Source organism: Pseudomonas sp. WPR_5_2 (assembly GCF_003634475.1).
In the GTDB taxonomy this organism is placed as follows: domain Bacteria; phylum Pseudomonadota; class Gammaproteobacteria; order Pseudomonadales; family Pseudomonadaceae; genus Aquipseudomonas; species Aquipseudomonas izuensis.
On record NZ_RBLA01000001.1, the window covers coordinates 1673969 to 1688650 of the forward strand.

General features: G+C 60.0%; 10 protein-coding genes and 4 tRNA genes. 3 read left to right on the forward strand and 11 right to left on the reverse strand.

The window, feature by feature from the left end:
• Positions 1–42: 42 nt before the first annotated feature.
• The gene (locus BJ917_RS07465) at positions 43–3321 is read left to right on the forward strand and encodes a PAS domain S-box protein (RefSeq protein ID WP_096512563.1); all 3279 of its coding nucleotides are present in this window, start codon (positions 43–45) and stop codon (positions 3319–3321) included.
• A 124-nt stretch (positions 3322–3445) separates the two neighbouring features.
• Here the strand turns inward: BJ917_RS07465 and BJ917_RS07470 are convergent, their stop codons facing one another.
• From BJ917_RS07470 to gltX, 10 genes are all read right to left on the reverse strand, one after another.
• Entirely contained in the window at positions 3446–3892 is a 447-nt protein-coding gene (locus tag BJ917_RS07470; RefSeq protein ID WP_096512564.1) for an Hsp20 family protein, read from the reverse strand.
• Between the two features lie 121 nt (positions 3893–4013).
• On the reverse strand, positions 4014–4973 hold the full coding sequence (locus tag BJ917_RS07475) for a tRNA-dihydrouridine synthase (protein ID WP_096512565.1): 960 nt from the start codon (positions 4971–4973) through the stop codon (positions 4014–4016).
• A 165-nt stretch (positions 4974–5138) separates the two neighbouring features.
• Positions 5139–5594, reverse strand: coding sequence for a thioesterase family protein (locus BJ917_RS07480; protein WP_121102891.1), 456 nt, complete (start codon positions 5592–5594; stop codon positions 5139–5141).
• 48 nt (positions 5595–5642) lie between these two features.
• A complete protein-coding gene (locus tag BJ917_RS07485) occupies positions 5643–6476 on the reverse strand; it encodes an alpha/beta fold hydrolase (RefSeq protein ID WP_096512567.1) in 834 nt (277 codons plus the stop codon).
• Between the two features lie 29 nt (positions 6477–6505).
• On the reverse strand, positions 6506–7045 hold the full coding sequence (locus BJ917_RS07490; protein ID WP_096512568.1) for a TetR/AcrR family transcriptional regulator: 540 nt from the start codon (positions 7043–7045) through the stop codon (positions 6506–6508).
• A 184-nt stretch (positions 7046–7229) separates the two neighbouring features.
• Positions 7230–7305: transfer RNA gene (locus BJ917_RS07495), tRNA-Glu, on the reverse strand.
• 79 nt (positions 7306–7384) lie between these two features.
• Positions 7385–7460: transfer RNA gene (locus tag BJ917_RS07500), tRNA-Ala, on the reverse strand.
• Between the two features lie 53 nt (positions 7461–7513).
• Positions 7514–7589 (reverse strand) — tRNA-Glu (locus BJ917_RS07505).
• Positions 7590–7668: 79 nt separating this feature from the next.
• Positions 7669–7744 (reverse strand) — tRNA-Ala (locus BJ917_RS07510).
• Between the two features lie 247 nt (positions 7745–7991).
• A complete protein-coding gene (gene gltX, locus BJ917_RS07515; protein WP_121102894.1) occupies positions 7992–9473 on the reverse strand; it encodes a glutamate--tRNA ligase in 1482 nt (493 codons plus the stop codon).
• A 231-nt stretch (positions 9474–9704) separates the two neighbouring features.
• On the opposite strand from gltX, the gene BJ917_RS07520 reads away from it, so the two are divergent.
• Both BJ917_RS07520 and BJ917_RS07525 read left to right on the forward strand, forming a co-directional pair.
• A complete protein-coding gene (locus BJ917_RS07520) occupies positions 9705–10793 on the forward strand; it encodes an HlyD family secretion protein (RefSeq protein WP_121102896.1) in 1089 nt (362 codons plus the stop codon).
• A 49-nt stretch (positions 10794–10842) separates the two neighbouring features.
• A complete protein-coding gene (locus BJ917_RS07525; protein WP_177435571.1) occupies positions 10843–12333 on the forward strand; it encodes an MDR family MFS transporter in 1491 nt (496 codons plus the stop codon).
• A 137-nt stretch (positions 12334–12470) separates the two neighbouring features.
• Here the strand turns inward: BJ917_RS07525 and uvrB are convergent, their stop codons facing one another.
• A complete protein-coding gene (gene uvrB / locus BJ917_RS07530; RefSeq protein ID WP_096512572.1) occupies positions 12471–14486 on the reverse strand; it encodes an excinuclease ABC subunit UvrB in 2016 nt (671 codons plus the stop codon).
• Between the last annotated feature and the right edge of the window lie 196 nt (positions 14487–14682).

Here is a 14682-nt window from a genome sequence, read left to right on the forward strand (position 1 = left end):
GAAATCCTGTGCCCAATGCCCACTTCAGCCTAAGGCTTGCCAATGCCGAAATCTGTTGACCGTATTCCGCCGATGCCGCGTATTCAGGCACTTGACCCCAAGCGTTCCGAGCAGAGCTGGGAAAGTGCCCCACAATTGCTGGCTGCCCTGAACGGCGCACGTTTGGGTGCCTGGTATTGGGATATCGAGCGCGGGCAAATCAGTTGGTCACGGGGTACACAGGCGCTATTCGGCTTCGACCCGCGCCAACCATTGCCGGCCGATCTGGAATACCTGGACTTGCTGCCCCCGGAAGACCGGGCGAAAACCGTCCGCGCCTTCCACGCAGTGATCGCCGGTGCACCGCTGGATCAAGCGATGCACCACCGCATTCGCTGGCCTGACGGCAGCCTGCATTGGCTGGAGATCAATGGCAGCCTGCTGCCGGACAAGCACGGTCGCCCACGCATGATCGGCGTGATCCGCGAAATCACCCACCAGCGCCAGCGCGAACAGGCCTTGAGCAGCTCGGAAAAGCGCTTCGCCACGCTGTTTCACCTGTGCCCGAACATGGTCCTGCTGACCCGCCAGGATGATGGCCTGATCACCGAGGCCAACCAGTATTTCGAAAGCCTGTTCGGCTGGCCGGTGCAGGACGCGATCGGGCGCACCACCCTGGAGCTGGGCCTGTGGGTGCACCCCGAGCAGCGGGCACAACTGGTCAAGGCCACCAAGGCCAAAGGCGAACTGATCAACATGGAGGTGCAATTTCGCGCCAGCAATGGGCAGATTCACGATGGCATCCTCAGCGCGCAAAAGGTCGAACTCGAGGGACAGCCCTATCTGTTGAGTACCTTCCTCGATACCACCGAGCGCAAGGCCGCCGAACACGCCCTCAAGGACAGCCAGGAACGCCTCGACCTGGCCTTGGACTCGGCACAACTGGGCACCTGGGACTGGCACATACCCAGCGGCATGCTCTACGGCTCGGCCCGCGCCGCACAGTTGCACGGGCTGGAGGCGAAACCCTTCCATGAATCCTTCGAAGAGTTTTTCGAGGGCGTGCCCGGAGAAGAGCGCGACTCTATGCGCGATGCCTACCGCACCCTGCGCGAAGGCCCGGCCGGTAACTATCAACTGACCTATCAGGTGCAACTGCCGGACGGCAGCTCGCGTTACCTGGAAAGCCGGGCCCGGCTCTATCGCGATGAAAACGGCCTGCCGCTGCGCATGGCCGGCACTTTGCTCGATATCACCGATCAGGTCGAACGCGAACAACTGCTGGTGGCTTCCGAGGAGAAATTCGCCACGCTGTTCCAGGTCAGCCCGGACCCGATCTGCGTGACCCGCCAGGACACCGGGCAGTTCATCGAGATCAACTCCAGCTTCACCCAGACCTTCGGTTGGAGCGCTACGGATGTCATCGGGCGCAGCGCCGACGAAATCGGCTTGTGGGATGCTTCGGCGAAAAGCCTGCAACGGATCGAACAGGTGATCCGCGAACAGGCGCTGAACAATGTAGCAATCCTTGTCCAGCACAAGGACGGGCAATCGCTGACCTGCGTGATTTCCAGCCGCCAGATCAGCGTGGGCGACCAGCCATGCATCGTCACCACCCTGCGCGACATCACCCAGCAGCAACGCTCGGAAGCGGCACTCAAGGCCAGTGAAGAGAAGTTTGCCAAGGCATTTCACTCCAGTCCCGACGCCATCACCATCACCGAACGCGACACCGGCCGCTATCTGGAAGTCAACGACGGCTTCTGCCGCCTGACCGGCTATCGCGCAGACGAAGTGATTGGTCGTACGGTGTACCAGGTCGGGATCTGGGCCGAAGAGAAGCAACGCTCGGCATTGCTGGCCGAACTGCAGATCAAGGGCCGGGTTCATCACCAGGAAATGCTTGGACGCAACAAGCGCGGCGAATTGCTGACCGTCGAAGTCTCGGTGGAACCGATCACCCTCAATGAAACCGCGTGCCTGCTGTTGACCGCACGGGACGTCAGCCTGCTGAAAAACGCCGAGGCGCAGATCCGCCACCTGGCCTACCACGACCCGCTGACCAACCTGCCCAACCGCGCGCTGCTGATGGATCGCCTGAGCCAGCAGATTGCCCTGCTCAAGCGCCACAACCTGCGCGGCGCACTGATGTTCCTGGATCTCGACCACTTCAAGCACATCAACGACTCGCTCGGTCATCCAGTGGGCGATACGGTGCTGAAAATCATCACTGCGCGCCTCGAAGCCAGCGTACGCATGGAAGACACGGTCGCCCGCCTGGGCGGTGACGAATTTGTGGTGCTGCTCAGCGGCCTTGAAGGTTCGCGCAACGAGGTCAGCACCCAGGTTCGCGAACTGGCCGATACGTTACGCGAATTGCTGTCCGAGCCAATGTTCCTCGACGGCCAGCGCCTGCAAGTGACACCAAGTATCGGCATTGCGCTGATTCCCGATCATGGCTCGACGCCGACCGACCTGCTCAAGCGCGCCGACATCGCCCTGTATCGCGCCAAAGATTCGGGGCGCAATACCGCGCAGATGTACCACAACACCATGCAGAAGGCCGCGAGCGAGCGCCTGCGAATGGAGACGGATCTGCGCCTGGCACTGTCCCGGGGTGAGTTTCGCGTGCATTACCAGCCGCAACTCGACGCCCGGGACAACCGCATCGTCGGCGCTGAAGCGCTGGTGCGCTGGAACCATCCGGAACTCGGCGCGCAATCGCCCGCCGAGTTCATCAAGGTGCTGGAAGACAGTGGCCTGATCCTGGAGGTCGGAACCTGGATCATCGACGAAGCCTGCCAGGCTTTCAGGCAACTGATCACCACCGGACGGGTGGACCCGCAGGATTTCAGCCTGTGCGTGAACATCAGCCCGCGACAATTTCGCCAGAATGACTTCGTCGAGCGCATCGAAGAAAGCCTCGCCCGCTACGGCCTGCCCTGCTCGTTGCTGAAACTGGAAATCACCGAAGGCATCGTCATCCAGAACCTGGAAGACACCATCAGCAAAATGCGCCGCCTGAAAAAAATCGGCGTGAGTTTTGCCATGGACGATTTCGGCACAGGCTATTCCTCGCTGACCTACCTCAAGCGCCTGCCGGTCGACACCCTGAAAATCGACCAGTCGTTCATTCGCGACGCCACCACCGACCCCAACGATGCCGAAATCATCCGCGCCATCGTCGCCATGGCTCGCAGCCTGGAATTGAAAGTGATTGCCGAAGGCGTGGAGACGTCGGAGCAGCTTGAGTTCTTGCAGGGGTTGGGCTGTCACTTTTACCAGGGGTATTTGCACAGCCAGCCGTTGCCGGTGGAGGAGTTTCAAAAGCTGTTGAGGTGATGGCGTAAAAAAACCTTCTGTGGGAGCAAGGCTTGCCCGCGATGAGGTCCTTGAGATCACCATCGCGGGCAAGCCTTGCTCCCACAGAGAAGGGCGCCATTGGCGCCCTTCCTGTTGCTTCGGCTTAGTGTTGCAGAGCCGGTTTTTGCGTCCCGTTGATCGGGATGCGCTTGGCCTTGGCCTCTTCCGGAACAACCCGCAGCAGGTCGATGCTCAACAGACCGTTGCTGAGGCCGGCGGCCTTGATTTCGATGTGGTCCGCCAGACGGAAGGACAGTTTGAAGGCACGCTGGGCAATGCCTTGGTGCAGGAAGGTCACGCCTTCGCTGGCATCACGTTTGCCGCCACTGATGGTCAGTACACCCTTCTCGACCTGCAGCTCCAGGTCTTCTTCCTGGAAACCGGCCGCTGCCACGACGATGCGGTATTGATCGTCACCGTGTTTTTCGACGTTGTAGGGTGGGTAGGTGCTGCCTGGCTCGTTGCGCAGGGCGGTTTCGAACAAGTCGTTGAAACGGTCGAAACCTACCGAGGAACGGAACAGAGGCGCCAGGGAAAATGCAGTAGTCATGATTCAAATCTCCTGAAAACAATCAGCAAGGTTTTTTGTCTCCGCGACCCGAATTCGGCAACGCGTAACCCTTAGATAGGGACCACTGATTGCTTTTCAAGAGATTTTTTTCAGATTTTTCTCAGGCGGCTTCTGCCACCTGCAAACCCAACAAGCGCGAAACCTGATCCGGCTCCGTCTCCCGACGCAGGACGGTGAACAGCTCTACCGCCTCGGGATAATTGCGGGTCAGCATCGCCAGCCATTGCTTCAGGCGACCCGGCGATTGACGTGGCGTCATCTGCGCCTTGGCTTGCAGCCAGAAGTCCTGGAGCAGCGGCATCAGCTCGGCCCACGTCATTTCGACGACTTCCTCACCAGCACGCGCCGCAGCGATTTGCCGGGCCAGATCCGGGCGCGAAACCAGGCCGCGGCCGAGCATGATGTCTTCCACGCCACTGATCTCGCGGCAACGGCGCCAGTCTTCGACGCTCCAGATATCGCCATTGGCAAACACCGGAACCTTGACTACGTCCTGCACCCGGGGAATCCACTCCCAATGCGCTGGCGGCTTGTAGCCGTCGGTTTTGGTCCGCGCGTGCACCACGATGTGCTCCGCGCCGCCTTCGGCCAGGGCCGTGGCACACACCAGCGAACCGTCCGGGCTGTCGAAGCCCAGGCGCATCTTGGCGGTCACCGGAATATGCGCTGGAACGGCGCGACGGACATGCTCGACGATCCGGTTCAGCAGCTCGGGTTCCTTGAGCAGCACCGCGCCGCCACGGGACTTGTTCACGGTCTTGGCCGGGCAGCCGAAGTTCAGGTCGATGACCTCAGAACCCAACTCGCAGGCCAGCGCGGCGTTTTCCGCCAGGCACACCGGGTCCGAACCCAGCAACTGCACACGCAGCGGCACGCCGGACGCCGTGCGGGCTCCATTGAGTAATTCAGGACCGAACTTGTGGAAATAGGCAGGCGTGAGCAACTGATCATTGACACGAATGAACTCGGTCACGCACCAGTCAATGCCACCCACTCGGGTCAGCACGTCGCGCAGGATGTCGTCGACCAACCCCTCCATGGGCGCCAGGGCAATTTGCATGAAAAACACACTCAACGAAAAACGTGCGGCAGTTTACTGGTTTCGGCAGGAATCTGCAGAACATCGCAGATTCCCCTGTGGGAGCGAGCCTGCTCGCGATGGCGATTGCACATCCAACATCAATGTATCTGACAGACTGCTATCGCGAGCAGGCTCACTCCCACATTAGATCTTGGCTGCTTCCGGATTTTGCGACAGCAACGCCGGGCCATAGCCCTCGATGAACTCCGCCGGCATGCGCTTGGGCTTGCCCGTGGACAGTTCGATGCAGACAAAGGTGGTTTGCGCACGCAGCAACGTCGAATTATCGCTGGGGCGCTTCAACTGGAAGTGACGGGTCATTTTCAGACGCTGATCCCAATCGACGATCCAGGTCGCCAATTGCAGTTCGTCACCTTCATAGGCCGCCGCCAGGTAATCGATCTCGTGTCGCACCACCGCCATCGCCCGGTCCAGTCGACGGTAGTCGACCAGATCCAGGCCAAGGCGCTGGGAGTGGCGCCACGCACAGCGTTCGAGCCAGGTCACGTACACCGCATTGTTGGCGTGCCCCAGGCCGTCGATGTCCTCGGCGCCCACTTGCAGATCAATGATAAATGGCGTTGCCCGATCCCAGCCCATGCCCCACTCCCGGTCAGATGATTTCGACCGGCGCAGTGTAACGGATGCTCAGGCCGATTGGCGCGATTGCAGACTGCGACCGGCCAACAGTGATAACACACCCTCAATCATCCGGGGATCAGCGAGGACCCGCTGGTGACCGCCCTCCTCCAGGCGCAACAGGCGACTGTCGAACCAGGCCTCGTGGATCAGCTGCGACTCTTTGACTGACACCTGATTGTCGTCCTCGGCATGAACGATCAGCCCGGGCATGTCCAGTTGATAATGCGCGACATCCAGCGTGGCGGCACGCATGCCAACGTCCTTCTCGACCTGGCGAATGAAGGCGGAACGGGCTTTGGGGGGCAATCGCACATAGCGGGCGAAACCGCGCAGTACGCCAAGGATCCGTGCCGGCGCGGCGATGCTGACCAGCGTTTCGGTACGCAAGCCCAATTGCACGGCAAGCATGGCACTGGCGCCACCCATGGAGTGACCGATGACTGCCTGGAGCGGTGGCAACTCGGCGGCGGCTTCGAGCATGGCGCGGGCGAACAACACGACATTCGCCTCGGTTCCCGGTGAGCGACCGTGCGCCGGGCCATCGAGGGCAACCACGGTGTAACCGGCATCGACCAGCGCGGTGATCAGGCTGGCGAATTGTGTGGGCCGACCTTCCCAGCCGTGCATCAGCAACACCGCCGGTCCCTGCCCCCAACGCAATGCCGAGAGGCCGAAACGCAAGGTGATCCGCTCGGATTTGGCCAGCAGCGGTAATTCCCAATCACGCGGTGGAAAATCTCGCGGCGTCATGAACGCCAGGCGCATTTTGCTTGCGACCAGTTGCGGAGCAAACCAACCCAAGGTGCCATTAACGCCACGAACCCACTTCAACGTGCTCATCGCTCTTTCCTCAGGCTGCTGCCTTCAGGTCAACGCACCGCCGACTTGGCAGCGCGCAGTAATCGATCGGATAAATCACCGGGACCCAGCGCCCGTGCCAGCGCCAGACCGCCCACCATCAAGGCCATATCGGCCAGGGCTTTGTCGGTGTCTTCAGGACTGGCCGCCAACTGCGCGACCATCAGTTCCAAATGCTCGTTCAGTGCAATTCGGAACGTCTCAGGCAGACGTCCGAGCTCGCCGATCGAGGCCGGAATCGGGCACGCAGACTCGCTGGAATCACGGTGTTTGCGCGACAGATAGAACGCAGCGACCAGGGCGCGACGCTCTTCTCCGGTCAACTCGGCGTCCATGTCGGCAATCAGGTCGCGACGACGACCCAGCAATTGCTTGAACGCCTCCAGCATCATCGCGTCCTTACTTTCGAAGTGCGCATAGAAACCACCGACGGTCAGGCCGGCCGCCCCCATGACTTCGCCCACGCTCGGCTCGGCCGGGCCGCGCTGAATCAGCGCTGCGCTGGCAGCCTTGAGGATGCGTTCGCGGGTTTGAGCTTTTTTATCGTTCATCGATGCCTCCGAATATTACGACTAGAATATTATTCTCATAATAATTTTCTGCAAGTCGTGGATGTGACCGCTGGTCTGAAGAACAGTGTGAAAGAGAGAGGGAGATTTGGCCAAACGCCAGACAAACAAAAGGGCCATTCAATAATTGAATGACCCTTATAAAATCCCGCAGAGCGGGTAATCGTGGCGTCCCCTAGGGGACTCGAACCCCTGTTACCGCCGTGAAAGGGCGGTGTCCTAGGCCACTAGACGAAGGGGACACAAACCTTCTATACAACTGATCAGTGCTGAGAGCTGATCGATTCAAGGCCGGTGTGGCCAGACCTTGAACTGTAAAATTGGTGGAGCTAGACGGGATCGAACCGTCGACCTCTTGCATGCCATGCAAGCGCTCTCCCAGCTGAGCTATAGCCCCGGATTTTTCGCCTCGCGGCGGAGCGACATCGTGCAACATCGCTTCTGTAAAACTGGCGTCCCCTAGGGGACTCGAACCCCTGTTACCGCCGTGAAAGGGCGGTGTCCTAGGCCACTAGACGAAGGGGACGCAAACCCTTCTATACAACTGATCAACGCTGAGTGTTGATCGCTTCAAGGCCGGTGTGGCCAGACCTTGAAGTGTAAATTGGTGGAGCTAGACGGGATCGAACCGTCGACCTCTTGCATGCCATGCAAGCGCTCTCCCAGCTGAGCTATAGCCCCTCATCGTTGATGTCATCGCTGAGGACGGGGCGAATCTTAAGGGTGTATCGAAAGGCTGTCAAACTTATTTTTCAAAATATTTGAAATTTTTTGCCGACATAACAACCACTTACCACCCTCCCCCCGCAAATCCGGGGTTTTCCAACTGTAGAAGCTGGCTTGCCGGCGAAGAGGCCCGCAAGATCGATGCAAGCATCAAGGTCGCCTTCGCCGGCAAGCTGGCTCCTACAAGGTCAGGTGCGCAGGATCAGGCGATCGCGCCCAACAGCTTTTCCCACTCTTTGTTTTCTTTCTTCGACACGCCGCCCAGCAGATCAATCGCCTGGCGCAAGCGGAAACGGGTCAGGTCCGGCCCGAGAATCTCCATCGCATCAAGCACCGACACCGAGCTCGCCTGGCCAGTGATCGCCGCGAACATCAGTGGCATGGCATCGCGCAGCTTCAGTTCCAGGGATTCGACCACCGCCTGAATCGTCGCCGTAATACTGTCCTTCTCCCACTGACGCAGGCTTTCGAGCTTCCAGAGGATCAACTGCATCAATTGACGAACCTGATCGCCCGAGAGCTTCTTCGATTCGAACAGCTTGGCGTCCGGGTTAACTCCACCAGCAAAGAAGAAGCCGGCCAGCGGTGCGACCTGGCTGAAGGTTTCAACGCGACCCTGTACGTGCGGCGCGATCTTCATCATGTATTCGGAGTTGAATGCCCACTTCTGCACGCGTGCGGCGAATTCTTCCACCGGCAGGTCACGCAGCCACTGGCCGTTGAGCCACGACAATTTCTCGATGTCGAAAATCGGCCCACCCAGAGAAACGCGACTCAGGTCGAAGTTGTCGACCATTTCCTGCAGCGAGAACTTCTCCCGCTCATCAGGCATCGACCAGCCCATGCGCCCCAGATAGTTCAGCATGGCTTCCGGCATGAAGCCCATGCGCTCGTAGAAGGTCACCGAGGTCGGGTTCTTGCGCTTGGACAGCTTGCTCTTGTCCGGATTACGCAGCAGCGGCATGTAGCACAGCTCCGGCTGTTCCCAACCGAAGTATTCGTACAGGAGGATCAGTTTCGGCGCCGATGGCAGCCACTCTTCGCCACGCAGCACGTGGGTGATGCCCATCAGGTGATCATCGACCACGTTGGCCAGGAAGTACGTCGGCAGGCCGTCGGTCTTCATCAGGACTTGCATGTCCATGCGATCCCACGGGATTTCAACATCGCCACGCAGCATGTCCGGAACCACGCAGACGCCTTCGCTCGGCACCTTCATGCGGATCACGTGCGGTTCGCCAGCGGCGAGGCGGCGCGCAACCTCTTCCTTGGACAGCAGCAGCGCGCGACCGTCGTAGCGCGGAGTTTCGCCGCGGGCCATTTGTTCGGCGCGCATCTGGTCCAGCTCTTCAGCGGTGCAGAAGCACGGGAAGGCATGACCCAGGTCGACCAATTGCTGGCAATACTTCTGATAGATATCGCCGCGCTCGCTTTGACGATACGGACCGTGCGGACCGCCAACATCCGGGCCTTCGCTCCAGTCGATGCCCAACCAGCGCAGGGCGTCGAAAATCTGCTGTTCGGACTCGCGGGTCGAACGCAACTGGTCGGTGTCTTCGATCCGCAGGATGAACTCACCGCCGTGCTGCTTGGCAAAGCAGTAGTTGAACAAGGCGATGTAGGCGGTACCTACGTGGGGGTCCCCGGTAGGCGATGGCGCGATGCGAGTGCGGACGGTGGTCATGGCATGTCTCGAAAAGAATGAAAAGCAAAGAACAATCAAGCCGCGAATGGTAACAGGCGACCCCCACCCCGCTCCAGTGAACAGGGCATTTAAGCCAAGTTTGCGTCTGTAACGCCCGTATGCCGCGGTGAATGGCCGAATATCAAGCGATGGCATTTACCGTTTATCAGCTGTATGCCAGATTCACCTGCTGGTAACTTTCCTTATATATTCTCGACTACAGTTTGCCCCATGCCTGCCCAACTCAAGCGTCGCCTGTCCATTTTCCTGCTGATCGTCCTGCTCATTGCCGGGGGCTTTTTTGCCCATTGGTTCTTCAAGGGACGTTTTTATGAAAGCACTGACAACGCGTATGTCCAGGGCGAGATCACCCGCGTGTCCAGCCAGCTGGGCGCGCGCATCGACCAGGTACTGGTACAGGACAACCAGCACGTCGAAAAAGGCCAGCTGCTGATCAGACTCGAGGGTGACGATTTCCGCCTCGCCGTCGACCGCGCCAGCGCCACCCTCGCCACCCGCCAGGCCGAACGCCTGCAAGCCCAGAGCAAACTGACCCAACAGGCCAGCCTGATTGCCGCCAGCGATGCGCAGGTAGCCTCCAGCCAGGCCAGCCTGGGCCGTACGCAGATTGATTTGAACCGGGCCGAGACCTTGCGCAAACCCGGTTACGTGTCGGAAGAACGGGTCACCACCCTCTCCGCCGAATCCCATATCGCCCGCTCACAACTGAGCAAAGCCCAGGCGGACGCCCAGGGTCAGCGCCAGCAAGTGAACGCGCTGAGCGCCGAGATCAAACGCCTCGACGCGCAGATCGCCAATGCCAAGGCGGATCTGGCCCAGGCCGAACTGAACCTCACTCGCAGCGAGATCCATGCGCCTATCAGCGGCCTGATCGGCCAGCGCGCGGCCCGCGAAGGTCAATACGTGCAGGCCGGTGCCTATTTGCTGTCGATCGTGCCCGATGAAGACATCTGGATTCAGGCCAACTTCAAGGAAACGCAGATCGGCCACATGCAGCCCGGCCAGAAAGCCGAACTGATCTTTGACGCCTACGGCGATACGCCGATCGAAGCCAGGGTCGACAGCCTGTTCGCCGCCTCGGGCGCGCAGTTCAGCCTGTTGCCGCCGGACAATGCCACGGGCAACTTCACCAAAGTCGTGCAACGGATACCGGTAAAACTGACCTTCGCCGCCGACAATCCACTGCGTGGCAAGATCCGGCCGGGCATGTCGGTCACTGCCAAAGTGAACATCAAGGACGCGCCTGACGCCGTCACACCCAAGGTAAGCAGCAAAGACACCCCTGACGATGGCCGGTGATCAACTGATCCGACCGGTCGGGGAACCGACCCGCCGGGACTGGATCGCGGTGATGAGCGTGATGCTCGGCGCCTTCATGGCCGTTCTCGACATCCAGATCACCAACTCCTCACTCAAGGATATTCAGGGCGCGCTGTCAGCCACCCTGGAAGAAGGCTCGTGGATTTCCACCTCCTACCTGGTGGCGGAAATCATCATGATCCCGCTGACTGCCTGGCTAGTGCAGTTGCTCTCGGCGCGACGCCTGGCGGTGTGGGTGTCCCTCGGTTTTCTCGTCGCCTCGCTGCTGTGTTCCATGGCCTGGAGCCTGGAAAGCATGATCGTTTTTCGCGCACTCCAGGGTTTTACCGGCGGGGCGCTGATTCCGCTGGCGTTCACCCTGACACTGATCAAACTGCCCGAGCATCATCGCGCCAAAGGCATGGCCATGTTCGCCATGACCGCGACCTTCGCCCCGTCCATCGGACCGACTCTGGGCGGCTGGCTGACTGAAAATTGGGGCTGGGAATACATTTTCTACATCAACATTCCGCCCGGCCTGATCATGATCGCCGGCCTGATGTACGGCCTGGAGAAGAAAGAAGCGCACTGGGAATTGCTGAAAAGCACCGACTACGCCGGGATTGTCACCCTCGGCGTCGGCCTGGGTTGCCTGCAGGTATTCCTGGAAGAAGGCCATCGCAAGGACTGGCTCGAATCCGACCTGATCGTGACCCTCGGCAGCATTGCGCTGATCAGCCTGATCACGTTTGTCATCGTGCAGTTTTCCAAGCCCAATCCGCTGATCAACCTCGGCATCCTGGGCAATCGCAATTTCGGCCTGTCGAGCATTTCCAGCGTCGGCATGGGGGTCGGCCTGTATGGCTCGATTTATCTGTTGCCGCTGTACCTGGCGCAGATCCAGAACTACAACGCCCTGCAGATCGGTGAAGTAATCATGTGGATGGGCGTGCCACAGCTGTTCTTGATTCCGCTGGTACCCAAGTTGATGAAGGTTGTCTCGCCCAAATGGCTGTGCACGATTGGCTTCGGCCTGTTTGGCCTGGCGAGTTTTTCCTCAGGCGTGCTGAACCCGGACTTCGCCGGACCGCAGTTCAATCAGATCCAGATCATCCGCGCGCTGGGACAGCCACTGATCATGGTCACCATCTCATTGATCGCGACTTCGTACATCCTGCCGAAGGATGCGGGGTCGGCATCGAGTCTGTTCAACATCCTGCGCAACCTCGGCGGCGCGATTGGCATTGCCCTCCTCGCTACCCTGCTGGATGCGCGAACCAAGGTTTACTTCGACTATTTGCGCGAGTCCATTGTGCCGAGCAACCCGCAGGTGGCCGAACGCCTGGCGTCGCTGACCAATACACTGGGCAACGAAACGGCGGCACTGGGCAAACTCAGCGAAATAGCCCACCAGCAGGCGTCGATCATGGCCTACAACGATGCGTTTCACTTTGTCGGGATTGCGTTGGGGATCAGCATGTTGGCGGTGTTGTTGACCAAAAAGCTGCCGGCGGGGTTGAAGGCTGGGGAAGCCCATTGATTCTGTAGCGCCTGCACCGGCCTCATCGCGGGCAAGCCGCTCCCACAGTGATTGGCGTCGAGCACAAAATGTGTGAACAACCAATAACCCTGTGGGAGCTGGCTTGCCAGCGAAGAGGCCCGATCAGACGCTAGAGATCAAACCGTAATCAACCGCTCCCGCAACTTGGTAATTTCGTCGCGCATCTGCGCCGCAGCTTCGAACTCCAGATCTCGGGCGAGCTGATACATCTTCTCTTCCAGCGCCTTGATGCGCTTGGCGACCTCGCCCGGCGAGCGCAGTTCGGCTTCGTACCTGGCGTTTTCCTCGGCCGCCTTGGCCATGCCCTTGCGCTTCTTGCTGCGCGAACCCGGCACGGTGGCGCCTTCCATGATGTCGGCAACGTCCTTGAACACCCCTTTTGGCGTGATGCCGTTGGCGAGGTTGAAGGCGATCTGCTTGTCGCGACGACGCTCGGTTTCGCCAATCGCCCGCTCCATGGAGCCGGTGATGCGATCGGCATACAGAATCGCCCGACCGTTGAGGTTACGCGCCGCCCGGCCGATGGTCTGGATCAGCGAGCGCTCGGAGCGCAGGAAGCCTTCCTTGTCGGCATCGAGGATGGCCACCAACGACACTTCCGGCATGTCCAGGCCTTCGCGCAGCAAGTTGATCCCCACCAGCACATCGAAGGTGCCGAGGCGCAGATCGCGGATGATTTCAACCCGTTCGACGGTGTCGATGTCCGAGTGCAGGTAGCGCACGCGTACGCCGTGGTCGGCCAGGTAATCGGTCAGGTCTTCGGCCATGCGCTTGGTCAGCGTGGTGACCAGCACCCGCTCCTCTACCGCCACGCGCTTGCTGATTTCCGACAACAAATCGTCGACCTGGGTCAGTGCCGGGCGGATTTCCACTTGCGGGTCCACCAGGCCGGTCGGCCGCACCACCTGCTCAACCACGCGCCCGGCGTGCTCGGCTTCATAGTTGCCCGGTGTCGCCGAGACGAAGATCGTCTGCGGGCTGATACTTTCCCATTCGTCGAAACGCATCGGCCGGTTATCCAGCGCTGAAGGCAGGCGGAAACCGTATTCCACCAGGGTTTCTTTACGCGAGCGGTCACCTTTGTACATGGCGCCGACCTGCGGCACGCTGACGTGGGATTCGTCGATCACCAGCAAGGCGTCGGCCGGCAGGTAGTCGTACAGGGTCGGTGGCGGCGCCCCGGCTTCGCGCCCGGACAGGTAGCGCGAGTAGTTTTCGATACCGTTGCAATAGCCCAGTTCGAGGATCATCTCCAGGTCGAAACGGGTGCGTTGCTCCAGACGCTGGGCTTCCACCAGTTTGTTGTTGGAACGCAGGTATTCCAGGCGCTCCTGCAATTCGACCTTGATCCCCTCGACGGCGCCCATCAGGGTTTCCCGCGGCGTCACGTAGTGGCTCTTGGGGTAGAAGGTGAAACGCGGCAGCTTGCGGATGACTTCGCCGGTCAGTGGATCGAATGCCGAGAGGCTTTCCACTTCGTCGTCAAACAGCTCGATGCGGATCGCTTCAAAATCGGATTCCGCCGGATGGATGTCAATCACATCGCCCCGCACGCGGAAGGTCGCGCGGGCGAACTCCATGTCGTTGCGGGTGTACTGCAGGTCGGCCAGACGCCGCAGCAACTCACGCTGATCGAGCTTGTCGCCGCGATCCACGTGCAAAACCATCTTCAAATAGGTTTCCGGACTGCCCAGACCGTAGATGCACGACACCGTGGTGACGATGATCGCGTCCTTGCGCTCCAGCAGCGCCTTGGTCGCGGACAGGCGCATCTGCTCGATGTGGTCGTTGATCGAGGCATCTTTCTCAATGAAGGTGTCGGAAGACGGAACGTAGGCTTCGGGCTGGTAGTAGTCGTAATAGGAAACGAAATACTCCACCGCGTTGTTCGGAAAGAACGACTTGAACTCGCCATACAATTGCGCGGCCAGGGTCTTGTTCGGCGCCAGCACCAGTGTCGGGCGCTGCACTTGCGCGATCACGTTGGCGATGCTGAAGGTCTTGCCCGAGCCGGTCACACCGAGCAGCGTCTGGTGCGCCAGCCCGGCTTCGATGCCCTCGACCATCAGGCGAATAGCTTCCGGCTGATCGCCGGCAGGCTCGAAGCGGGTGACGAGCTGAAATTCAGACATGTATACCTCTCGGTTCTCGGAGCAGGGAATCGCACCTGCACAGTCAAACCGGCAGGAACGAGAAAGGCCGCAAACGACACACGTCGCCCGAGGAAAAAACTTGATTGTGCTCAATGTGGTGTCGATTGCCCGCGCTTTCAAGGCAAACGTCCTACATCCCTTGCAGTCTTTGACGCAGTCAATCGACTAACGGTCG

Bases quoted from the DNA above. Each gene is read 5' to 3' on its own strand.
- BJ917_RS07465 (WP_096512563.1), top strand. From the start codon at position 43: ATGCCGAAATCTGTTGACCGTATTCCGCCGATGCCGCGTATTCAGGCA.
- BJ917_RS07470 (WP_096512564.1), bottom strand. From the start codon at position 3,892: ATGACTACTGCATTTTCCCTGGCGCCTCTGTTCCGTTCCTCGGTAGGT.
- BJ917_RS07475 (WP_096512565.1), bottom strand. From the start codon at position 4,973: ATGCAAATTGCCCTGGCGCCCATGGAGGGGTTGGTCGACGACATCCTG.
- BJ917_RS07480 (WP_121102891.1), bottom strand. From the start codon at position 5,594: ATGGGCTGGGATCGGGCAACGCCATTTATCATTGATCTGCAAGTGGGC.
- BJ917_RS07485 (WP_096512567.1), bottom strand. From the start codon at position 6,476: ATGAGCACGTTGAAGTGGGTTCGTGGCGTTAATGGCACCTTGGGTTGG.
- BJ917_RS07490 (WP_096512568.1), bottom strand. From the start codon at position 7,045: ATGAACGATAAAAAAGCTCAAACCCGCGAACGCATCCTCAAGGCTGCC.
- gltX (WP_121102894.1), bottom strand. From the start codon at position 9,473: ATGACCACCGTCCGCACTCGCATCGCGCCATCGCCTACCGGGGACCCC.
- BJ917_RS07520 (WP_121102896.1), top strand. From the start codon at position 9,705: ATGCCTGCCCAACTCAAGCGTCGCCTGTCCATTTTCCTGCTGATCGTC.
- uvrB (WP_096512572.1), bottom strand. From the start codon at position 14,486: ATGTCTGAATTTCAGCTCGTCACCCGCTTCGAGCCTGCCGGCGATCAG.